Consider the following 20771-nt stretch of genomic DNA (forward strand, 5'->3'; position numbering starts at 1 on the left):
TTCTCCTGTAATATTATTTAATCAGCCTATTTAACTATATCTTCTCCAAACCACTTTTCTGAGATAGCTTTTGAAGTTCCATCTGCCTTCATTTCATCAAGTGCTTTTTGAACTGCATCTAATAAATCTGTATCAGCTTTTCTTAAACCTACACCATACTCTTCATCACCAAAGTTGTCTTCTAGAACCTTGTATTTACTTTCTCCTCTTTGGTTAGTATAGTATCTTATAAGTATTTCATCACCTACTACAGCATCAACTCTACCAGCTTCTAAATCCATTAGTGCATCATTATTAGTTTCAAAAGTCACAAGCTTTCCATTTTTAAAGCTCTTAACTAAATCAGCTTCCTTTTCTACTGCATCAACTGCACTAGAACCATTTTGTGCTGCAACAGCTTTTCCATTTAAGTCAGCCTTTGTTTTTATTGGTGAATTTGCTAAAGTTATTATAACTTGTCTATTTTCTAAATAAGGTTTTGTAAATGCAACCTTCTCTTTTCTTTCAGCTGTTATTGTGTAACCATTCCATATAAAATCTATATTTCCATTATTAAGTTCTGTTTCTTTCATTGACCAATCTATAGGTTGGAATTTAACTTCAACTCCTATTTTCTTTCCAACCTCCTTTGCCAATTCAGCATCAAATCCAGTTATTTCGCCTTTATCGTCCTTAAACCCCATTGGAACGAATGTATCATCTAATCCCACTATCATTTCGCCTTTATCTTTTATTTTAGCTAGCCCCGTTTTTTCTTCTTTTTTCCCACATCCTACTACTGTAAGTGCAGCCATAGCTACTAATAATAATGATGTTATTTTCTTTTTCATATTTATAATCCCCCTTAAAATAATCGCTTTATTACTTTATCATTCTAAAGCATTAAAGAGTTGGTGTCAATATGTATTTTCTCTTTTTATTGTTTTATACTTAAAAATCCCAAAAATGATATTGATTCATACAATATATTATTAGCAATAATGTATGGCGGAGGATATGTCCAAAAAAAATAAAAAAAACAAAAAAAATAAAACCTGTTTTGATCTTCTTTATAATAATCCAGACTTACCACCATGCAGTAAATACTTAGGGAATGCCCATCCTATCTTAACAGAAAGTTTTGCAATATTTAAAAATGATAATAGAGCATATTACTTTTTAAGTACACTTCCTACGGGTAGCAACACTATAGGGACAAACTTGATTTATACAAATCTACAGATATCTTTAACAACCTACTTAGTTGGTGTTTATATATTTAATGTTCAATCTGGAAAATGTACATTTGATAGTAATTCTCCAATTCATAATAATAAACAAGCTAATGATTTTATTGTAAACACCCTAAATACTCCACCAAATATCACTTTAAATTATGTACCTTCTTTAAATTTAGTAATTGGTAATAGTAATAGCATTCTTTCACTATATACAAATACAATAATTATAACCCCTTTAAACTACTATATCTCTCTTGGTCTTCACGCACTAGAAAATGATCCATCTCTATTCTACGGAAACAACGCAGATGCATTAGCAGATCCTATAAACATAGATTTAGCAAGTTACGCCTTAAGATTTCAAAAATAATATAATATTTTCATATTTTGAAAATATTTATAAGAATTATGTATTATAATAAACTTATGATTTTATTTATCATAAGTTTTGTCGATAAGTTTTTTTCATATAAACCCAAACAAAATCCCAAAAGAGGTTGGATTATTTTAATCCAACCTCTTTACTTATTTATTTCTCTTCTTTATGTAAATATAAACAGGTATCCCTATCAAGGTAACCCCTATTCCATATATTGCATTTGTTGTATCAGTTAAAAGTGTACTAATTATTATATATAGTCCTCCACCAATTCCTACTAAAGGAATTATAGGATACAATGGCACGCTATACGGTCTTTCTAAATCTTTGTGCTTCTTACGTAATATAAATATTCCAGCTACAGTCATTACAAAGAATATCCACATTACAAATACAGCTAAGTTCGTAAGTGTATTAAATGAGCCACTTAAAACATATAAAATTGCTAATATAATTTCAAATACAAACGTATTTAAAGGTGTTTCAAATCTATCATTAACTTTTCCCAAAATCTTAGAAAATGGAAGTAAATTATCTTGAGCCATTGCAAAAGGAACTCTAACGCCTGTTAGTATATATCCATTTAACGCTCCAAATATTGATATAATTATACCTATTGATATTAAACCTGCTCCACCATTACCAAATAATATAACTGCAGCATCTGATGCAACTTTTTCTGAAGCAATGACTTGATCTATAGGCATTATATTTACGATCGCAACATTTATTAGTACGTATACAAGCATAGTAAAGGCTAGTCCAAAAACTATAGATCTAGGAAGATCTTTTTTAGGATTTTTAAGTTCACCAGCCATATTTCCTACTCCTACCCAACCATCATAAGCCCATAAAGTTCCAAGTACAGCTGCTCCAAAACCTGCTACTCCAACAGTGCTTCCCTCTGGCATTACAAAAGTTGAAAAGCTGTTAGCTTCACCCTTTAATATTCCAAAAACTATAATCACAAAAATAGGAATTAGCTTTGCAACAGTAGATATAAATTGAACCTTACTACCCAGTTTTGTAGAAATAATATTTATAGTGCTTATAAATATTATCATAAATATAGCTAATATTTTTTGTTGCATTGAACTCAAATCCACAAAATATGTAGCCTGTGTTACTAATACTATAGATAAAGCGGCTATTATTCCAGGCACATATATAAGGGTTTGTACCCAACCAAATAAAAATGCATACTTTTCTCCATATAATTCTTTTAAATAAACAAATACTCCTCCTGTTTTAGGAATTGCAGCTGCTATTTCTGCTACAGTTAGTGCTGATGCTATAGTTATTACTCCACCTACAACCCATGCTAAAACACCTAATGTTGGGGTCTTTGCACTACTAAAAACAACTGAAGCCTTGAAGAATATTCCTGAACCTATTACTACACCAATTACCATACTAATAGCTTCAAATAGTCCAATTTCTCTCTTTAAAGTCTTTACCTCAACCTTAGAACCATTTTCTTGACTTTTTAATTCCATAATTATCTCCTTTGATAATAATATAAGAGTAGAAAGGTAACGTAAAGGTTATCTACTACTCTTACTTCTTTTAGAATATAATATAAATTTTAATATTTCTATAAAATAATTTTAAAAAGAATTCTTCATAATGTCAATTAGTAAAGTTTCACACTAGCATTTTGTAAAAATATATCTAATCATCCAATTTATCTATATAGGGCTTTATTACAACTTTTACTTCTTCAAGCATCTTTATAAGTTCCTTGAAATAGCTAGAAAATACTTTGCTTTGATAAATCAAATTATTTGTTAATATGGGGTATTCCTTTGCTGACATTTTAAAATACTTTTCTTTTATATTAAATAAAAACTCCTCTAAATACCCTTTAAAAAATAAGCTGTTTGGGTTCTTCACAAATATATCTATTACTTCCAAAGTCTCAGCAAATTTTTTAACTGTATTTTCATCTATAATTTCTTCAGTTATTTCTTCACATATCTTAGCTGCTTTAGTAGCTTCAAGTATTGTATTTTCTATATGATTAAAAACTTCTATTTTTATTTTCTCTACATCTATTTTACTTTTTTCTTCAATCTTTAATGTTTTCTTTAAATTATTAGAATTATACTCATTTAGTATCTCACTAAGCTCCTTAAATTCTGCTCCTTCTATATCGGCTCCATAGGATACATTTAAAAAGCTTTTTCTACTAAATTTAGTAAAATATTTTATATAAAACTCCATATTCTTTCTATATAAGTTCAGTAGCCTATCAGTTAATATTTCGTTTCCAAAAACATCTTTTGTTTTGATAACATTTAAATTATTTATTTCTTTATCTATATCTAATTTCGCTATTTCTGCATGATGCTTATCGTAAGTATAACCAAAATCCTGCCCCGCAAATATTATAGGATTGCAACCTATCTTAACCGCAATATCTGTACAACAATGAGCAACTGATCCTCCTGAAAAGCATATTGACATATCTTCCAGACCCCTTATACAAGTAAAAAGTCCTTGTGTTGTAAAGATTTTATCTCCCTCATACTCTGCTACAAGTTTTGAATTACTTTGCTCATAAAACACCAAAGGAATTTTCACATTTAATATTTCTTTTAACATATTGTAAGTTACTTCTTGAGGGTCAATTGAAACAATTATATCTGGTATTATTCCATTGTCAAGGAGGGGCTTCAAGGTCCTATTACCTGCCACTATAAAAAAGTTTTTTAACTTTTCCTTGAACTTTATCATATCTTTAATATTTCTATCTAATGATGGTCCTGCCGACACTATTATTGCTGGAATATCCTTATTATAATCCATAAATGAGTCTAGAGATGTAGATTCGTTTATGCAATCTATATTCGAAAATATATTATCTATAAATATATTTTTAAAACTTTTATTTGTATATAAAAATGTTGCTACACTATAATAGCTTGTATCAATCAAATTTATAAACTTATTGTATTCATCCTTATATCTTTCGTCATAATTTCCATACTTATCTACAAAAAGATTAACAAAGTTTCTTGAGTTTATTGTGCTTCTAAGCAATATCTCTAGTTTCTCCTCATCATAAGCTATTAAAAACACATTTTTTTTATCTATATTATTTTTATATTTATAAACATCTTCTAAACTTGGTTCAATTATATAAATTATATTTCTTTCACAGCAACAACTTAAAAGAGCATCTAAATATTCTCCATCTCCAAATCCAAATATAAATATTAATGAATCAAATCTTAAGTCTTCAAAAGTTTTCATAAGTTTTTCAATTTTTTCATTCATTATTAACCTCTCAACTAAGGATTATCATTTGGAAGGGGACTATAGACTTTAAGCATGTAATCCACATTCGGTCTATAATTTACAGTAAATCCAAAGTTTCCATTCTTATTTGTAAATACATATCCTAATGTAATTTTAGTAAAATTGAGTTCTATCACTTCCACACAAGCTCCCGCTGATGGGGAGTTGTCTGGATTAAAAACTGTTCCTTTTATAAGAACCTCTGTAAAAGGTCTTAATCTTCTACTTACACAATAAATTCCACCAGGTTTAAGACAGCTACCACTTATTATTATTGTTGAAATCTCATTTGCACCCATATTATTCTTTATTTTCTTCTTCCTTGCTAACTACTATATCAACTACTATACTTTGCTGATTTTTTATATCCTCTGCTTTTATGATCTTACCTGATTCTTTACCGTTTATGGTCATTGATTTAACCTTTAACTTAACATATTTTTTCTCATCAAATTTTTCTAACTCTTTCATAATTACCCTCCTAAAATAAAACTCTACTTATAAACCTTTATAAGCACTTATTTTATAAGAAATATTTCTATCTTCAATTAAAAATATATAATCTCCATCATCATTTGATAACGTAAAGTCCAATACCTTCCTACTTTTTTTATCAATTATTTGTTCAACTATAATTAATGCCTTACTTGCTGGAAGTCCATTATTATAAAACACTCTACCACTTAAAAGAAATTCATTAGAATCCTCTATTTTTATCTCTTCCATACTTACCTCATTTAGGATAAGACCACATTAAATGTGATCTTACCTCTATTAAATTTCCTATGATACTGGTGAATAAGCATCAAATCTGTAAACTTGAGTTCCTGTCAAAATTGGTAATGATACTCCATATTCTCCTAAAGTATCAGTAAAAGTTACACCTAAAGTTGTTGAAGCTCCAGTTGCTGATGCTAATCTTACTACACGTACAGCTACATTAGTTTGTGGATTTCCGTTTGAGTCTTCTATTAATCCTAATGCTAAAGTCCTGTTCCATGCATCTAATGATGCAGTAGCTGCTGCTGTTATACTTCCATTATTAGTTGTAGTTATTGTTACGGTCCCCGGTCTATATGAAGGCATTTTCTTCATCTCCTTAAATAGTAAGTTTGAGATTTTATTCTCAATATTATGATATTGTTTTTTTCTCCAAGTGTTACTATTTATCGACAAAAAATATTATTATTTAATGGTCTATAAACTTCGAGGCTGTAACTTATATTGTCACTTTTTTCAACTAACACAGCAAAACTGCCATTCTTATCGGTTTCTGTAAAGCCCATAAGCTCTCTATGACTTATCCCTCCTGTAATAAACTGCTTGTATACAATTATTGCAACATTTTCTATTGGGGTAGAATCATAGTTTGTTATAGTTCCAAGAATTAAAGATTTTTCACTTGCTGGTATACACATATTTCTATATATTACTTTCTCATCTTTTAAATCTTCAGGTGTTAAAATAAAAGTATTATCAATATCCATAAAATCCCTCGCTTTTATAAAGGTAATGGGCTATATATATTTAATATATATTCAAAGTCTTCTTTTACTTCCACAGAAACTGCATAAACTCCATCTGCTTCTGAGAAAACAGCACCAAGAACAGTTAATACTGGTATAATCGATGACCTATCTATCTGTATTACCTCTACACCGACTCCATCTAAAGGGTTACCATTAATATCATAAACTGTTCCTTTTATTAAGGTTCTATCACTATCTCTAAATTTTACATTTTGGACATATGCCTTACCTTTTACTAATGATGAACCTTTTATTATTTCTGTAGATGTAGGATAAGTAGGCATTTAAACCACTTCCTTATATTTGTACTTAATCATTATAATAATATTCTAAAGCTCTGATTTTGCTACAAAAAATATTGAATTATTTTTTGTACTATATTTTTAACTCCGTCTACATTAATTATTTTTTTTGAATCAGCACTTAATTTCAATCTTATCCCTTGATTATCAATAATATTAGTTATTTCATCTAGTAGTGCTTTTTCCTTTAAGTTATAGTACCAGCCTAAATTTATCATTATTTGGTTTTTCTCCATATACTCTGCAAGTCTTAACTGATTATCAGCTTGTATAACAAATAAAGTTGGAACTCCTAAACTAGCTAGTTCATATAATGTAGATCCACTTGAAGATATACATACGTCTGCATTTTCCATTAATATTCTCATATCCTTAGGATTATAAATTAACTTTATATTTTGTCCATTTTTACAACTTTTCTCAATTAACTCTCTATTTTCAAAACCTTTTCCAACAATAACATTTATATTTATTCCATGTATTTTCTTAATAGCTTTAATAATAAAAGGAGTAACATTATTTACATCTGTCCCTCCCATAGTTATCAATATATTTTCTGCTTTAACTTTTATATTCTTATGACTGCTTTCCCTAAACTCATCCCTTAATATACAATACTGCCCTCCTAGTAAATACTTAGAAGTCTTTTTATTATATTTTTTCCTTTCAGCATAAACATTAGGATTTACAACTATATCACTAGGATAATCAAATAAATAATTGTCATCTATTGATACTAAATACCTACTTAATGATTTTAAAAACAACAAATACTCTTCATTCATATTATAAGAATCTGTGATAATTACATCTGTATTGTAATTTTTTATAATATTTTTGATTTCTATTTTTTCTCCATCTAGCTCCATTGCTTCCATTAAGATATATCTTACTTTCTTATCTTTAAAATAACCTTCTACCACATTATCTTTTTTAGATACAAATATACACTCAACATTATTTTTTATTAGTTCATCATAAAGGGCCATACATCTAATTATATGACCCATTCCAACATTAAATCCTCCATCAGCTCTAATTAATGCCTTCATTCTAATGCCTCCAAACACTTTTTTAAAGCCTTAATATTTAGCCACTCTGTATTAGTTCCTGAATTATATTCAAAACCATCTTTTATTAAAGTTCCTCCTTCAGTAAAATGAGTGTTTAAATCCCACCAATCAAAGCTTGGATAAATAATATAATGATTTTTATATTCGTAAGTGTTTCTAGAATCGTCTTTACTTATCATAACTTCATGAAGTTTTTCTCCTTCTCGTATTCCTATAAACTCAAGTTTACAGTCATTAAGCATAGCCTTTGCTAAGTCTACTATTTTAAAAGAAGGAATTTTAGATATATAGATTTCTCCTCCCTTACTTTCTTTAAGTGCCTTTATTACTAAATCAATTCCCTGATCTAAAGTTATCCAGAATCTAGTCATTCTTTCATCTGTTATTGGAAATACTTTTTCTCCTTTATCTTTTAACGTTCTGAAAATTGGTATAATTGACCCTCTGCTTCCTGCTACATTTCCATACCTAACTACAGAAAAAACTGTACCTAATTTTCCTGAATATGAGTTAGCTGCGGTAAACAATTTATCTGATACTAGTTTCGTTCCTCCATATAAATTAATCGGATTTACAGCTTTATCTGTAGATAAAGCTACTACTTTTTTTACTTTTTTATCAATAGCTGCCTCAATAACATTCTCTGCACCATATATATTTGTTTTAACAGCCTCAAAAGGATTATATTCGCATATGGGTACTTGTTTCATAGCTGCTGCATGAATTACATAATCAACATTTTCAAAAGCTCTATTAAGTCTATTTTTGTCCCTAACATCTCCTATAAAAAATCTAAGTCTGTCCTTTTTGCTCGGAAACATCTCTTCTAATTCTTTTCTTAATATATATTGCTTAAATTCATCTCTTGAATATATTATTATTTTCTTTGGGTCATGTTCTTTTAACAATCTTTTAGTAAAATGTTTTCCAAAAGAACCTGTTCCCCCTGTTATCAATATACTTTCATTAGTTATCATATATCTCTCCTACCTTTGTAAAAAATGGCTAGTAAAATTCCTTAGCTACTATTATTAAATGCTATTGTTTTATTTTTAGTGCAAATAAAAACACTTTAGATTTTCTCTTATAAAAATCTAAAGTGTTTACTTATTCACTCTTTAATACTTTCAATTAGATCCATGCTTAATGGAGTTCCTTTTTCTATATCTTTTGTAAATTTTCCACCTAATATATCTTTAAAATATCTTGGATGTAGTCCATATCCAGGTCTTACACTTCTAACATTTTTTTCACTTAATATTTCACCAGCTTTTACATCTTCTGATACAAATAAAGACCTACAAAACTCTCTATTTTTTTTCTTCTTTTCATTTATAGAATAATCAATCCTACCTATAGCTTTCTCAACATTTCTTATTTTATAAACCATATCCTTAAGCTCATCCATTTCCATTGAGAAAGCAGAATCTGGTCCACCTTCCGCTCGGTTTAATATAATATGTTTTTCCATAACTTTAGCTCCCAATGCTACAGCAGCTATTGAAACCTCCGATCCTAAAGTATGGTCTGATAACCCCACTAGACAATCAAACCTTTTCTCCATATCACCTATTGTAATTAAATTCATATCCTCATATGGTGCTGGATATGAGGATGTACACTTTAATAATATAACTTGATTATTATTCATTCTTTTACATGAACATAGTGCCTCTTCAATATCTTTAATATCTGCAATACCTGTAGAAATAATTATAGGTTTACCTTTAGATGCTATATACTCTATAAGTGGTATATCCGTTATTTCAAAAGAAGCTATTTTATATGCAGGAACATTAAATTGCTCTAATAAATCAACTGATGTTTTATCAAAGGGTGAGGAAAAACAAATTATATCCTCTTCTTTTGCAACTTTAAATAATTCTTCATGCCATTCCCATGGCATATATGCCTCTTTATATAAATCATACAAGGTAACACCATCCCATAAAGTCCCTTGTTTTATCTTAAAATACTCATTTTTACAATCTAGTGTTATAGTATCAGCAGTATAAGTTTGTAGCTTTATAGCATCTACTCCTGCTTTTTTGGCCTCTCTTATTAGCTTTATTGCATTTTCAATTTTACCATTATGATTGGCTGATATTTCCCCAATTATAAAAACAGATGATCCATTATTAATTTTTCTATTCCCAATACTTAAATCTTTTTGCACGTATTCCCCCTAATCACTTATTTCTATATTTTCATAATTATATTTATTCTTAATTAGCTTCCACTTATCCTTTGTAATCCCCATCAATACAACATTATATTTTTCATTTCCTTTAATGATATGCTCCTTCAAAATTCCTTCTACTTCACTTCCAAACTTTTTGTGAATGGATACAACCTTATCATTAAACTCAAACACTTCACAACATAATTTATTTAAACTTAATTTATCAAAAACATAATCATATATATTACATTCTAATAAAGTTGCTATTCCTCTTCCTCTAAAGGATGTATCAGCTATATAATATGCCCAATAGCATTTTTTATTTTTATTATCTATATTTGATATACTTAATAAACCTATAGAGGTTCCATCCATTTCAATAATCCAATATCTTGATGTATTATCCTTATTAATCTTGTCAAACCATTCTTTTTGTTTTTCTAAACTTAATATTGGATCTGTGTACATGTATTTAGTAACCTCAGGATTCATTCTCCATTCCATTATCCTTAATAGGTCTTCTTCTTTTATTTTTCTTAAAGCTAATGACACTTTTATTCACCTCTTTTTAGGTACAAGCACCTGTGCTTCACCATCTATAACTACTTTACCTTCTGCATTTCTGCATATGGTACTTAAGGTTATTTTAGAATTTCCATCATCTATTGAGATTATCTCAACTGCTGCTGTTATTTTGTCATTTAATTTAACTGGTTTTGTAAACTTCAAAGATTGAGTTAAATATATAGCCCCTTCTCCTGGTAATTTATTTGCTATAACTGCTGATATTAATCCAGATACCAATATTCCATGGGCTATTCTCCCTTTAAAAATTGTATTTTTTGCATAGTTATCATCTAGATGTAATGGATTTATATCTCCACTAATCTCTGAAAAAGTTTCTACCATTTCCTTAGTAATCACTTTACTATATTCAGCTTTTTGGCCAATGTATAATTCCTGTAAAACCATAAAATATCCTCCCTATATTTCTTTTTGATTTATATCTTTATTAATAGCTAATAAATCTGGTCTTCTATTTAGGAGGTTTAAAATATCACTCATATCAAAATATTTATTTTTTTTGTATAACTCATTATATATACAACTTATAAACTTAAAGTCTTCCTCTGTATCTAATGTCCACCTATGATTTGAGTAATCCTTACTAAACCTATAGCAGCCAAGTGAAAATTTATCTTTATTTGTGTATATATATGACGTTACATGTTCTCTATCTCTATCTAATATAGCCTCATTAAAAGCCTTTTCTAGAATACTAAAACTAAACACTTCCGTATCTAGTCCCCTTGGTAAAGTTCTCTCTAATGTATTACTAACATAGTTATAACTATTCTCTAGGTAGTAATTAATTGTGTTTTCTGTAATCCTACAGTCTAATAAAGGACAATCACTTGTAATTCTTACAACGATATCTGCATTGTTTTCCTTAGCTGCATAATAATATCTAGAAAGAACATCCTTCTCAGAACCTCTAAAACATGTTATTCCTAATCTATTTGCCTCATTTACTATTTCTATATCCTTTTCCTCTGTAGTTGTAGCGATTACAATCTTATCTATGTTTTTAACTCTCTTTAATCTATCTATGTCATGTTCTAAAATAGTTTTTCCGCATATTTTTTTTAGTACTTTCCTTGGAAGTCTAGTGGATCCCACCCTTGCTTGAACTATACACACTACATTCATTAAGCTCACCTACTTTCTACACTGCCTAACTACTATTATTAAATGCGAATAAGTTCATTTTAGTGCAAATTAAAACACCATAAATTTTTATTTCAAAATCTATGGTGTTAACATTAATAAATTATTTATGTAATTATTTTTTCTCTTTTTAACATTATAAAATTACACTCTACTTTAGGTTGATTCCCCCATCTAGCATCCACTTGATCAAGAACATGGACTAATTCCCATCCTTCTTCTCCAAGTTTATTTAGCCTTTCTTCAAGCTCAACAGCATGTCTAGTCTCTAAGGCATTGTCTAGACCTACAACTTTGTATTCCCATTTCTTACTCATAATATCCCCCTGTGTTATTTTATATCTTTATTTTATACCAGTTGTGCAATCGTTTCAACTCAAAAACTCCTGCCTTAGTTTTAATCCCCTAAGGCAGGAGTTTATTACATGTCTTTAACTCTATTGTTTATTATCTTTATATTATCGTGAAATTCCTTTTGAATTCCATTAACACTATATTTTATAGAAATTTTTAGTATGGAGTCTTTATCTATGTTAGCCTTTATAAACTTACTAGTATTAAGATAATATTTTTCTTCTGTAAAGTCTTTTCCAGCAGAGAATTCAATGTTATTTCCATCAATCTCTGCTACTATAAGAATATCTGAAATATTTTTATTAATCTCTTTTTTCTCTAAATAACTTCCCTTGTCTAAATATAAATATTTATTAAAAGAAACCAAAGTCAAATCCTTTAATACTAAGTCTTCAGTTACAACCGTCATATTATATATTTTAGGCTTTCTTGTTAAAGTAACATAAGTAAAGACATTTATAGCCAATAATAAAGAAATAACTATACCAATTGATATACTTAAGGTTTTTCTTTGCATACACATTACCACCTTAAAACATTTTCTCCGATAGCTAGCATCCGTAATACTCCTTCTTCTTCAGGTAGGAGATAACGGCTGCACGCTCCTGGATTAGTTCAACTAAATTCAGCTGGAGTTTAAAACTCCACCTGAAAAGTTTCACTTTATTGAATATAGTTATTCCCTGGATTTATATTTTAATTCTATCGTTTATCCACTTCATTATTTAATTCTTGGCTAGATTCTTTGCGATATAATATTAACATTCCTACAAAAACAGCTAACCCTACTAAACTAACAATTACCCATGCGCTTTGAATGCTAAACGCATCTATATATCTGCCCATTATAAGTGGAGATATTGCATATCCAGCCCCAGTAAGTAATGGTAATATGGAATAAAACCTTCCTCTATGACTTTCTGGTGTGTTTTCCATTATATACACATTAGAGTTAGTGGAATAAAGTATTTCTCCTATGGTCCATATAATAGTTGAGATTATAAAAATCCCAAAATTATTAGCAAAATATAAAATTCCATAGCCTAGTGCACAAAAAAGACCCGTAAAAGCAATACTAATACTTGCCTTTAGCTCTTTTGTTATAGATGTAATAACACTTGTAAAAAATATAATCACAAATGCACTTAGAGTCATTAAAAGACCATAATGTTTTGCCCCATTTTCTATCACATCACCTACTTGCTCAGGTAAAGTAAAATGATTTTGTGCAAGTATAAATGATATCAAGGTTGAGATCAATGCAAAATATAGTAGTTTTTTATTATTCCAAATTAACTTAATGGAGCTTTCTTCATATAATTCTTTTTTATCATCTTTCTGTGAAACATCATCCCTATTAATATAATTTTTATCATCTTTCATAAACACTCTTATCAAATTAGCTGAAACAAAAGCCGTTAATCCAGCTCCTATAAATAAAAGAGAGATATGATTTTCAAATAAAAGTCCTCCTATAGCTGGTCCTATAGCAAATCCTATATTATGCCCTAAATATAATAAAGAAAAGGCAGTTTTTCTATTTTCACTATTTGTTAAATCTCCTACCATAGCTGTATTAGCCGGCATAATAACTCCATTCATTACATTAGCTAATATAATTATTACAGGGGTTAAATAAAAGTAGTTATTAAACACACCTGCCAATATAAAAAACACTCCACCTAAAACAGAAAATAAAAACACAGTATTTTTTCTACTCCATTTATCAGATAATATCCCACCTAATATTGATCCTGGAATAGATGCAATTCCTAATATTAAATATAAAAACCCAGCATAACTAGTACTATAACCAAGTTTATCTGTTAGAAATAAAACCAAAATTGGGTATATCAAATTACTACCCATAGCAGTGATTATTCTAACTATGAATAAAATATACATTTCCTTAGATAGCCCCTTGTAATCTTGTATGTCTATAAACTTCATATTAAAGTCCCCCTAATTAAATTCCCCAACATAAAAATCTATATATTATTTTTATTATTATGTTAATTAGTACTTAAGCTTCAGATTGCTAAGTATCATATAATTATCTTAATCATTTTCAATTTCATCATTATATAGACTCTTAACCTCATTTAATCCATCTACTATCTCCGCTTTAGAAAAATTACATTTATTAAGTTTTTCATCATCCCATTTACTTATTGTTTCATAGAAAAACACTGCAAGTTCTAAATTTCTAGAGGATTTTCGATCTTCAATTGCTTCAAAGAGCATATCTTCCGCTTTATTTATCTGTCCTTCACTTATGTACTTTTTTATCATTATTTCTAATAGCTGATCTTCCTTCAAAATTACCGAATCATTTTCAATGCTACTTTCTATAGAATTTTTATTTTTAAATATTGATACTAAACCATTTATAACGGTTTTAATCATTCGCTCAAAATAATCATTTTCAAACATATTCTGCTACCCCATTTTCTTCAATTATTGTATTTGCTCTTCAAGTACACTTCCCACTTATTTTGAAATTCATCTTGAGATAATCCTAATATTTTTTCAAAATCCTTAGGTGACTTTATTAAATTTACTAAATCGTCATATCCATACTGATTTATTATAAATTCTACAATGCTATAAGAGTACGCATATCCACCATTATCTCCAAATCTTTGAGCACCCATATTTTCTAAATCCATAATTTTAGGAACTTGATTACTTTTTATAAACTTTTTTATAGAATCATCCATTTGGTTTGCTTCAAAAGTAGCTATACCTTCATTTAACCAATTAGGTACAACCTCTTTATTAATGTTCCTCACTAATACATGAGTAAATTCATGTATTGCTACCTTAATCATATAATCTTCTTTAGATTTATCTATATATGGAGAAACCATCTTCATAACGTTATTCCCCATCTCAACACCTACCATCCACTCAGAAGCATTAGGTTGTCCAATAGCTTCATGAAAAGAATCTAAATCAGAATAAACATAAATATTAATTTTTTCATCAGATTGAATTTTTAAGTTATCAGTAATTTTTTTATGATTTTTTTCTAAAACCTCAGAAAGTTTCTTGCAATGATCTTTATACTTATTCTCTGAGTAGAAATTAAAATGTTCACTTGCAAATTCTAATTTCATTGCTTCTTTATCTAGCTGCTTTGATTTATTAGTGCAACTAGCAAATACACTTACTACAGTGATAACCATTATAAGTAAAACTAATCTCCTCATCCTATAACCCCTTTTATTTTGTACCTTTATTTTACATTAATAACAATATTAATTCAAAATTTTTTTATAGGAATTTTTGTTCTTTTGTTTTTGTTGAAACTAAAAAGAAGAGCTATCTACAACTTGTGCAATAACTCTTCTTTTTATCTTCTATTTATCTTTATCAAACAAGGACATAAGATCTCCAAAAGGATTGTTTATAACTTCTGCTTCCTTTTTCATCTTCTTCATATAATTTTGTACATCTCTCTTACTGTTTTTATTTTCTTTATTATCAAATCTCTTATTAAATACAGTTGCTTTTTCTCTAAAGTTACAAGTTGGACTTGCACATACATAGATTTGACCTTCGCCTTGTCCTCTAAGTTCTAGTTTCTTTTTACATTCAGGACATCTTGCGTTTGTAAATCTACTTACATTTTCTCTGTGACCACAAGCTCTATCTTGACATACATGCATAACTCCATGTTTTCCTTTAACTTCAAGCATGTATTTCCCACATTCAGGACACTTTTTACCTGTAAGATTATCATGTCTAAACTTATCGCTGCTGCCCTTTACTTCTTGAACTAATTCTTCTGCGTAACTTCTCATTCTTTCAGTAAAGTCTTTTGGATTTTTCTTACCCTTACTTATTAGCTCTAATTCCATTTCCCATTCTGCTGTTAGAAGTGGAGATTTCAATTCTTCTGGAACTAATTCTATAAGCTGTTTTCCTTTTCCTGTAGGGATTATTTCTTTTCCGCTTTTCTCTATATAAAACATGTTAAATAGTTTTTCTATAATATCTGCTCTAGTTGCAACTGTTCCTATTCCACCAGTTTCACCTAGAGTTTTTGCGTGAGCTTTATCTATGTTTACATATTTATGAGGTTTCTCCATAGCTGAAAGAAGAGTTCCTTCATTAAATCTTGCTGGTGGTTTGGTTTTTAATTTTTTACTCTCAACATTAGATATAGAAACCTTATCACCTTTTTTAAGTACAGGTAGTTCTTGGCTTTCTTTATCCTCTTCATCTTCTGCTAAATCATCAGCCTTATCATACACTCTTTTCCAACCCTTAGATTTTGTTACATTTCCTTTAGCTATAAAAGTTTCTCCATTTATATCTGCTGTTATAGTAGTTTGAAGATATTCATAAGGTGGTAACATAACTGCTAAAAATCTTTTTACAACTAAATCATAAATACGTCTTTCCTCACTACTTAAAAGCGCTAAATTTCCTCTTTCCTCTGTTGGTATTATAGCGTGGTGATCACTAACTTTGCTGTTATCTACAAAACCTTTATGCGCATTTATTTTTCCTCTTAGGAGTTCATTCGCTATGCCGCTGTAAATTCCTACAGCTATTGCCTTTAATCTATCAGGGATTGTCGAAACTATGTCCTGGGAAATATATCTCGAATCTGTTCTTGGATAAGTTAAAACTTTATAGTTTTCATATAACCTTTGCATTATGGATAAAGTTTGTTTTGCTGAATATCCAAATATTCTATTAGCATCCCTTTGAAGTTCAGTTAAATCATATAAACTTGGAGCATAGTTCTTTTTATAGCTTTCTTTTACATCAACTATTTCAGCTTCTCTTCCTTTGGTTAAAGAAAGTATTTTATTAACCTTTTCCTCATCAAATATGTTTCCATTGTTATTTTTATCTCTCCAAGCTAAGGTGAAGCCTTTTGCTTTAGCATTTATTACATAGTAATCCTGTGGTTTGAAGTTTCTGATTTCTTCTTCTCTACTTACTATCATAGCTAAGGTTGCTGATTGAACACGTCCTGCTGTTAATTGTGCATTGTATTTACAAGTTAAGGCTCTTGTTATGTTTAGCCCTACTACCCAGTCCGCTTCTGATCTACAGGCTGCTGCCTTATATAAATTATCATATTGGGATGCAGGTTTTAAATTCTTAAATCCATCTAATATTGCCTTATCTGTTTGAGAGGATATCCATAACCTTTTAGTTGGTTTATTTACTCTAGCCTTTTCAATAATCCATCTAGCAACTAGTTCCCCTTCTCTTCCAGCATCTGTTGCTATAACTATTTCGGTTACGTCTTTTCTATTTAATTGTTCTTTAACTGCATTAAATTGTTTACCACTTTGCTTTATAACAACAAGCTTTAAATGCTTTGGAAGCATAGGTAAATCTTCCATCTTCCAAGTTTTATATTTATCATCATACGCTTCTGGATCAGCTAAAGTAACTAAATGACCTAGTGCCCATGTCACTATGTATTTATCCCCTTCTATAAATCCATTGCCTTTTTTATTACATCTTAAAACTCTTGCAAGTTCTCTACCAACTGAAGGTTTTTCAGCTAAAACTAATATTTTACTCATATGTTGTTTCCTTTCAAACTTTGACTTTGTATCAACTAAGTTTTATTATAACATTAATTATGCCAAAATAGTAAAAACTAGAGGTGTTATCCCACCCCTAGTTAATCATCTCTATCTTAATTTCAATATTATCAAAAAAACATCCTATTTCTTTTCTTAAATCTATTGTGCTATTAGCTAAAGTTTTTTCCTTTACTTTGGATATTATATCCCTAATCTGCTCCTCATTTATATAAGAATAACTAGCCTTCTCTTTTAATTTACTTAGCTTATCTGAAACTCTAATAATTAAAATCAAATATAAGAGTTCATTTTTGTATTTTTTGAGTTTTGCTCCAAGCTTATGTTTACTTATTAATTTATGAATATATTTTTTACTTTCTTCATCTATATCCAAATATTCATCTATATTTTCCATAAACCATTTAGCTCCAGCTTTATTATGCTTTTCATCAAACTTTTTAATATCATGTAGTAGGCAGGCTAAATAAAGTACATCTTTTGCTTGCTCCACTTGTTGTAGGTCAGGGATAACATATGAATTTAAATATAAAATTTCTAAAGCTATGTCAGAAACTAATTTCGAGTGATATTTTCTATATTGCATAGCATTTTTATATAAATCTCTTTCTGCATCTGAACCTAATATCTCCATATACTCATCTATACTTTTATCCCAAAGTTTATTACTAACTTCCTTCAGCTCTTCTTTTTTAGCACCTATAAATTTAAGTTTTCCTTCTATAACTAATCACCTCTATTTATCTTGATTGGTTACATATTCATCTATAGCTTCAGCAACTTTTTTAGATACTCTAACAGCTTCTACAACAGTTTTTGCTCCCGTAACTACGTCTCCAGATGCAAAAACACCTTCTCTTGTAGTTCCACCAACTTCATTAGTGTGAATAAGCCCCTTATTAGTAACTTCTATTCCTCTAGTAGAACTAATTACATTATCCTTTGGCTCCTGACCTATAGCTAATATTATTGAGTCTGCTTTAAATATATCTTCTGAACCTTCTATATCTCTTACCTTTTCTTTTCCGCTATCATCTACTTCAATTACTTCTGTTTTTATGTACTTAACGCCTTCATCTAAAAATTTTAATGGTGCTTTATAGAATTCAAACTTAACTCCATCCATCTTAGAATATTCTATTTCTGCTTTTTCAGCATCCATACTTTGAGCACCTCTTCTATACATTACATAAACTTCTTTTGCCCCTTGTCTTACTGCTGTTCTAGCAGCATCCATAGCTACATTTCCAGCTCCTATTACACATACCTTATTGCCTAAATTATAAACTTCAGGGCTTTTTAGATAATCTATAGCATAATGAACATGACCTAAAGATTCCCCTTTTATTCCTAATCTCTTAGGTTTCCATACTCCTGTACCTATAAATACAGCTTTATATCCATCCCTAAATAAATCATCTATGGTTATTGATGGGCCTATTAAAGTATTAGGTCTTATCTTAACTCCCATACTTATTAGCTTATCTTTAAGTTTATCTAGATTATCCTTAGGAAGTCTAAACTCTGGTATACCATATCTTAAAACTCCACCTATCTTATCATGAGCTTCAAATATAGTTATATCATATCCTTTATATACTAAAAGTATAGCCATTGTTATTCCTGCTGGTCCAGAACCTATTATAGCTATCTTTTTATTTCCTTTTTTAGCTTTTTCCGAAGATATAAAGTTTAAATAATAATCTGATATGTAGTTTTCAACCATTCCAACTCTAATTGGTGTACCCTTTCTACCCAATACACAACTACCTTGACATTGTTTTTCATGAGGACAAACTATGGAACATATTACTGAAAGAGGATTGTTGCTAAAAAGTTTCTCTCCAGCTTCCATAATATTGCCTTCTAAAAGCATACCTACAACTTCATTAAATGGTGTATTAACAGGACAACCTTCCTTACAAAAAGGTCTCTTACACTGTAGACATCTTTTAGCTTCATCTAATACAAAGTTTGACATAAATACTCCCCTTTTCTCTTTTGATTGTTTAAATATCATTTTAAAGTATTTCCTTATAAATATAAACACTAAATATATTTTTAACAAAGAGCATCCCGAAGGATACTCTTTGCTCAAGTTCTAACCTTAAAATGGATTGTCCGTTAGTCCATATTCTTTATCTATATTTATAAATGATCCATGCACTGTTCCAAAACCATTCACTATTGCAAGTTTTCTAGAGCGTACATCCTCTATCCATCTTGTGTTAGAATCATTTGCAACTGCATTAGCTATAAGAGCCATTCTATCTTTTTCTGATACATCACTAGATGCTCTATAGGCTATTCTTAAATCTGTTTTTGCTTTCACTCCACCATTTTGTACTCCTATATCAAAAGCTAAAGCAAATGCTCTCTCTGATTTTAGGTTATATTTATTACATATACTTAAGGCTAAATCTCCAATAGTCTTTGCATAATTAAGTTGAATAGCTCTAAATTCTGGTGAATTAGCAAGAGCTATTAGCCTAGTCCTCCAAGGTTCTCTTATAAGCTTTTGGCTATTATTTATTGATTTTGCCCATGTAAGTTGCTCTGTTGGAGTTTTGCTTAGCATAGTATTAAAGGTATTATAATAATCTAACAAAATACTTCTAGTTGCCATATTATGATTTAGATTCATCTCCCTCAGTAAAGGCTGCAAAGTTCCCTGCCCTATATTCCACTGGAGTATTCCTAGAGACAATCCTTGTCCATCAAAATCACCTGTTATATTCCCATACCCATTACCTTCAAACCTTCCTGTTATAGCTATAGCCTTTTCTAAGGTTGAAAGTTTATAGGAAACGCTCGGCTTAATAGGTGCTACTACTTCTGAAAACAAGGCACTCCAAGTAATTCTCCCAATTATGCCATCCTTAGTTAACCCCCGACTTCTTTGAAATTCTATAGTAGCTTGTTTTGTATTAAATCCAAATATCCCATCCTCAGTTCCTGCATTAAAGCCTAGTTCATTGAGTTTTTTCTGTATAAGCTTTATATTTCCCCCTCTATCTCCCTGTTTAAATGCAACGCCTGGATAATCCATAATAGACTACCTCCCTTTTATTATTTACACCGATAGTTCTATATAGTAGGTATTCACTTATAATATTCTATTTTATTTT

General features: G+C 29.5%; 25 protein-coding genes. 1 reads left to right on the forward strand and 24 read right to left on the reverse strand.

The features are described 5' to 3' along the window. Window positions 1-26: 26 nt before the first annotated feature. Window positions 27-830 (reverse strand): amino acid ABC transporter substrate-binding protein, encoded by an 804-nt coding sequence (locus B3N22_RS21540; RefSeq protein ID WP_286910434.1) that lies wholly within the window; start codon window positions 828-830, stop codon window positions 27-29. A gap of 166 nt (window positions 831-996) precedes the next feature. Here B3N22_RS21540 and B3N22_RS21545 point away from each other — a divergent pair, with 166 nt between their 5' ends. Then, on the forward strand, window positions 997-1590 hold the full coding sequence (locus B3N22_RS21545) for a hypothetical protein (protein WP_286910436.1): 594 nt from the start codon (window positions 997-999) through the stop codon (window positions 1588-1590). A 155-nt stretch (window positions 1591-1745) separates the two neighbouring features. On the opposite strand, the gene B3N22_RS21550 is transcribed toward B3N22_RS21545, so the two are convergent. The 23 genes from B3N22_RS21550 to B3N22_RS21660 all read right to left on the reverse strand — a co-directional run bounded on the left by B3N22_RS21550 (window position 1746) and on the right by B3N22_RS21660 (window position 20692). Continuing rightward, window positions 1746-3095: an APC family permease gene (locus tag B3N22_RS21550; RefSeq protein WP_286910438.1), complete on the reverse strand. Its 1350-nt coding sequence runs from the start codon at window positions 3093-3095 to the stop codon at window positions 1746-1748. Window positions 3096-3270: 175 nt separating this feature from the next. Continuing rightward, window positions 3271-4878 (reverse strand): motility associated factor glycosyltransferase family protein, encoded by a 1608-nt coding sequence (locus B3N22_RS21555; RefSeq protein WP_286910440.1) that lies wholly within the window; start codon window positions 4876-4878, stop codon window positions 3271-3273. 14 nt (window positions 4879-4892) lie between these two features. Continuing rightward, window positions 4893-5198, reverse strand: a complete 306-nt coding sequence (locus B3N22_RS21560) for a hypothetical protein (RefSeq protein WP_238905481.1) — start codon at window positions 5196-5198, stop codon at window positions 4893-4895. A 1-nt stretch (window position 5199) separates the two neighbouring features. After that, window positions 5200-5370, reverse strand: a complete 171-nt coding sequence (locus B3N22_RS21565) for a hypothetical protein (RefSeq protein WP_156337881.1) — start codon at window positions 5368-5370, stop codon at window positions 5200-5202. 27 nt (window positions 5371-5397) lie between these two features. Beyond that, entirely contained in the window at window positions 5398-5625 is a 228-nt protein-coding gene (locus tag B3N22_RS21570; RefSeq protein WP_286910442.1) for a hypothetical protein, read from the reverse strand. A 57-nt stretch (window positions 5626-5682) separates the two neighbouring features. Beyond that, window positions 5683-5985: a hypothetical protein gene (locus B3N22_RS21575; RefSeq protein ID WP_286910444.1), complete on the reverse strand. Its 303-nt coding sequence runs from the start codon at window positions 5983-5985 to the stop codon at window positions 5683-5685. Between the two features lie 80 nt (window positions 5986-6065). Further along, a complete protein-coding gene (locus tag B3N22_RS21580; RefSeq protein WP_286910446.1) occupies window positions 6066-6386 on the reverse strand; it encodes a hypothetical protein in 321 nt (106 codons plus the stop codon). A 14-nt stretch (window positions 6387-6400) separates the two neighbouring features. After that, window positions 6401-6712 (reverse strand): hypothetical protein, encoded by a 312-nt coding sequence (locus B3N22_RS21585; RefSeq protein ID WP_286910448.1) that lies wholly within the window; start codon window positions 6710-6712, stop codon window positions 6401-6403. Between the two features lie 62 nt (window positions 6713-6774). After that, window positions 6775-7782, reverse strand: a complete 1008-nt coding sequence (gene pseG, locus B3N22_RS21590) for a UDP-2,4-diacetamido-2,4,6-trideoxy-beta-L-altropyranose hydrolase (protein WP_286910450.1) — start codon at window positions 7780-7782, stop codon at window positions 6775-6777. After that, on the reverse strand, window positions 7779-8780 hold the full coding sequence (gene pseB / locus B3N22_RS21595; protein ID WP_286910452.1) for a UDP-N-acetylglucosamine 4,6-dehydratase (inverting): 1002 nt from the start codon (window positions 8778-8780) through the stop codon (window positions 7779-7781). The genes pseG and pseB overlap by 4 nt, the downstream gene beginning before the upstream one ends. Window positions 8781-8914: 134 nt before the next feature. Next, window positions 8915-9979 (reverse strand): pseudaminic acid synthase, encoded by a 1065-nt coding sequence (gene pseI / locus B3N22_RS21600; protein ID WP_286910454.1) that lies wholly within the window; start codon window positions 9977-9979, stop codon window positions 8915-8917. Between the two features lie 9 nt (window positions 9980-9988). After that, complete coding sequence (gene pseH / locus B3N22_RS21605) at window positions 9989-10537, reverse strand: UDP-4-amino-4,6-dideoxy-N-acetyl-beta-L-altrosamine N-acetyltransferase (RefSeq protein WP_286910456.1); 549 nt, start codon at window positions 10535-10537, stop codon at window positions 9989-9991. 6 nt (window positions 10538-10543) lie between these two features. Continuing rightward, window positions 10544-10957 (reverse strand): MaoC family dehydratase, encoded by a 414-nt coding sequence (locus B3N22_RS21610; protein ID WP_286910458.1) that lies wholly within the window; start codon window positions 10955-10957, stop codon window positions 10544-10546. A 12-nt stretch (window positions 10958-10969) separates the two neighbouring features. Then, the gene (locus B3N22_RS21615; RefSeq protein WP_286910460.1) at window positions 10970-11695 is read right to left on the reverse strand and encodes a cytidylyltransferase domain-containing protein; all 726 of its coding nucleotides are present in this window, start codon (window positions 11693-11695) and stop codon (window positions 10970-10972) included. A gap of 125 nt (window positions 11696-11820) precedes the next feature. Beyond that, on the reverse strand, window positions 11821-12030 hold the full coding sequence (locus tag B3N22_RS21620; protein WP_181601757.1) for a DUF4177 domain-containing protein: 210 nt from the start codon (window positions 12028-12030) through the stop codon (window positions 11821-11823). Window positions 12031-12134: 104 nt separating this feature from the next. Continuing rightward, on the reverse strand, window positions 12135-12584 hold the full coding sequence (locus B3N22_RS21625) for a hypothetical protein (RefSeq protein WP_286910463.1): 450 nt from the start codon (window positions 12582-12584) through the stop codon (window positions 12135-12137). 185 nt (window positions 12585-12769) lie between these two features. After that, a complete protein-coding gene (locus tag B3N22_RS21630) occupies window positions 12770-14017 on the reverse strand; it encodes an MDR family MFS transporter (RefSeq protein WP_286910465.1) in 1248 nt (415 codons plus the stop codon). 108 nt (window positions 14018-14125) lie between these two features. Then, window positions 14126-14500, reverse strand: coding sequence for a DUF6483 family protein (locus tag B3N22_RS21635; RefSeq protein ID WP_286910467.1), 375 nt, complete (start codon window positions 14498-14500; stop codon window positions 14126-14128). A 20-nt stretch (window positions 14501-14520) separates the two neighbouring features. Next, window positions 14521-15279: a peptidase MA family metallohydrolase gene (locus tag B3N22_RS21640; RefSeq protein WP_286910469.1), complete on the reverse strand. Its 759-nt coding sequence runs from the start codon at window positions 15277-15279 to the stop codon at window positions 14521-14523. Between the two features lie 150 nt (window positions 15280-15429). Then, the gene (locus B3N22_RS21645; protein WP_286910471.1) at window positions 15430-17622 is read right to left on the reverse strand and encodes a DNA topoisomerase III; all 2193 of its coding nucleotides are present in this window, start codon (window positions 17620-17622) and stop codon (window positions 15430-15432) included. Between the two features lie 97 nt (window positions 17623-17719). Continuing rightward, window positions 17720-18277: an HD domain-containing protein gene (locus tag B3N22_RS21650; RefSeq protein WP_286910473.1), complete on the reverse strand. Its 558-nt coding sequence runs from the start codon at window positions 18275-18277 to the stop codon at window positions 17720-17722. A gap of 102 nt (window positions 18278-18379) precedes the next feature. Further along, entirely contained in the window at window positions 18380-19663 is a 1284-nt protein-coding gene (locus tag B3N22_RS21655; RefSeq protein WP_286910475.1) for an NAD(P)-dependent oxidoreductase, read from the reverse strand. 87 nt (window positions 19664-19750) lie between these two features. Further along, a complete protein-coding gene (locus tag B3N22_RS21660; RefSeq protein WP_286910477.1) occupies window positions 19751-20692 on the reverse strand; it encodes a peptidoglycan-binding domain-containing protein in 942 nt (313 codons plus the stop codon). Between the last annotated feature and the right edge of the window lie 79 nt (window positions 20693-20771).

Origin of the sequence: Clostridium sp. UBA1652 (genome assembly GCF_002320975.1) — a bacterium.
GTDB classification, from domain to species: Bacteria; Bacillota; Clostridia; order Clostridiales; family Clostridiaceae; genus Clostridium_T; species Clostridium_T intestinale.

What these genes read in the sequence shown, in the direction of transcription:
- pseG (WP_286910450.1), bottom strand. Translation starts at nt 7,782, where the DNA reads ATGAAGGCATTAATTAGAGCTGATGGAGGATTTAATGTTGGAATGGGT.
- B3N22_RS21560 (WP_238905481.1), bottom strand. Translation starts at nt 5,198, where the DNA reads ATGGGTGCAAATGAGATTTCAACAATAATAATAAGTGGTAGCTGTCTT.
- B3N22_RS21555 (WP_286910440.1), bottom strand. Translation starts at nt 4,878, where the DNA reads ATGAATGAAAAAATTGAAAAACTTATGAAAACTTTTGAAGACTTAAGA.
- B3N22_RS21615 (WP_286910460.1), bottom strand. Translation starts at nt 11,695, where the DNA reads ATGAATGTAGTGTGTATAGTTCAAGCAAGGGTGGGATCCACTAGACTT.
- B3N22_RS21655 (WP_286910475.1), bottom strand. Translation starts at nt 19,663, where the DNA reads ATGATATTTAAACAATCAAAAGAGAAAAGGGGAGTATTTATGTCAAAC.
- B3N22_RS21635 (WP_286910467.1), bottom strand. Translation starts at nt 14,500, where the DNA reads ATGTTTGAAAATGATTATTTTGAGCGAATGATTAAAACCGTTATAAAT.
- B3N22_RS21565 (WP_156337881.1), bottom strand. Translation starts at nt 5,370, where the DNA reads ATGAAAGAGTTAGAAAAATTTGATGAGAAAAAATATGTTAAGTTAAAG.
- B3N22_RS21620 (WP_181601757.1), bottom strand. Translation starts at nt 12,030, where the DNA reads ATGAGTAAGAAATGGGAATACAAAGTTGTAGGTCTAGACAATGCCTTA.
- B3N22_RS21660 (WP_286910477.1), bottom strand. Translation starts at nt 20,692, where the DNA reads ATGGATTATCCAGGCGTTGCATTTAAACAGGGAGATAGAGGGGGAAAT.
- B3N22_RS21630 (WP_286910465.1), bottom strand. Translation starts at nt 14,017, where the DNA reads ATGAAGTTTATAGACATACAAGATTACAAGGGGCTATCTAAGGAAATG.
- B3N22_RS21575 (WP_286910444.1), bottom strand. Translation starts at nt 5,985, where the DNA reads ATGCCTTCATATAGACCGGGGACCGTAACAATAACTACAACTAATAAT.
- B3N22_RS21545 (WP_286910436.1), top strand. Translation starts at nt 997, where the DNA reads ATGTCCAAAAAAAATAAAAAAAACAAAAAAAATAAAACCTGTTTTGAT.
- B3N22_RS21650 (WP_286910473.1), bottom strand. Translation starts at nt 18,277, where the DNA reads ATGGAGATATTAGGTTCAGATGCAGAAAGAGATTTATATAAAAATGCT.
- B3N22_RS21610 (WP_286910458.1), bottom strand. Translation starts at nt 10,957, where the DNA reads ATGGTTTTACAGGAATTATACATTGGCCAAAAAGCTGAATATAGTAAA.
- pseB (WP_286910452.1), bottom strand. Translation starts at nt 8,780, where the DNA reads ATGATAACTAATGAAAGTATATTGATAACAGGGGGAACAGGTTCTTTT.
- B3N22_RS21580 (WP_286910446.1), bottom strand. Translation starts at nt 6,386, where the DNA reads ATGGATATTGATAATACTTTTATTTTAACACCTGAAGATTTAAAAGAT.
- B3N22_RS21625 (WP_286910463.1), bottom strand. Translation starts at nt 12,584, where the DNA reads ATGCAAAGAAAAACCTTAAGTATATCAATTGGTATAGTTATTTCTTTA.
- B3N22_RS21585 (WP_286910448.1), bottom strand. Translation starts at nt 6,712, where the DNA reads ATGCCTACTTATCCTACATCTACAGAAATAATAAAAGGTTCATCATTA.
- B3N22_RS21640 (WP_286910469.1), bottom strand. Translation starts at nt 15,279, where the DNA reads ATGAGGAGATTAGTTTTACTTATAATGGTTATCACTGTAGTAAGTGTA.
- B3N22_RS21550 (WP_286910438.1), bottom strand. Translation starts at nt 3,095, where the DNA reads ATGGAATTAAAAAGTCAAGAAAATGGTTCTAAGGTTGAGGTAAAGACT.
- B3N22_RS21540 (WP_286910434.1), bottom strand. Translation starts at nt 830, where the DNA reads ATGAAAAAGAAAATAACATCATTATTATTAGTAGCTATGGCTGCACTT.
- B3N22_RS21570 (WP_286910442.1), bottom strand. Translation starts at nt 5,625, where the DNA reads ATGGAAGAGATAAAAATAGAGGATTCTAATGAATTTCTTTTAAGTGGT.
- B3N22_RS21645 (WP_286910471.1), bottom strand. Translation starts at nt 17,622, where the DNA reads ATGAGTAAAATATTAGTTTTAGCTGAAAAACCTTCAGTTGGTAGAGAA.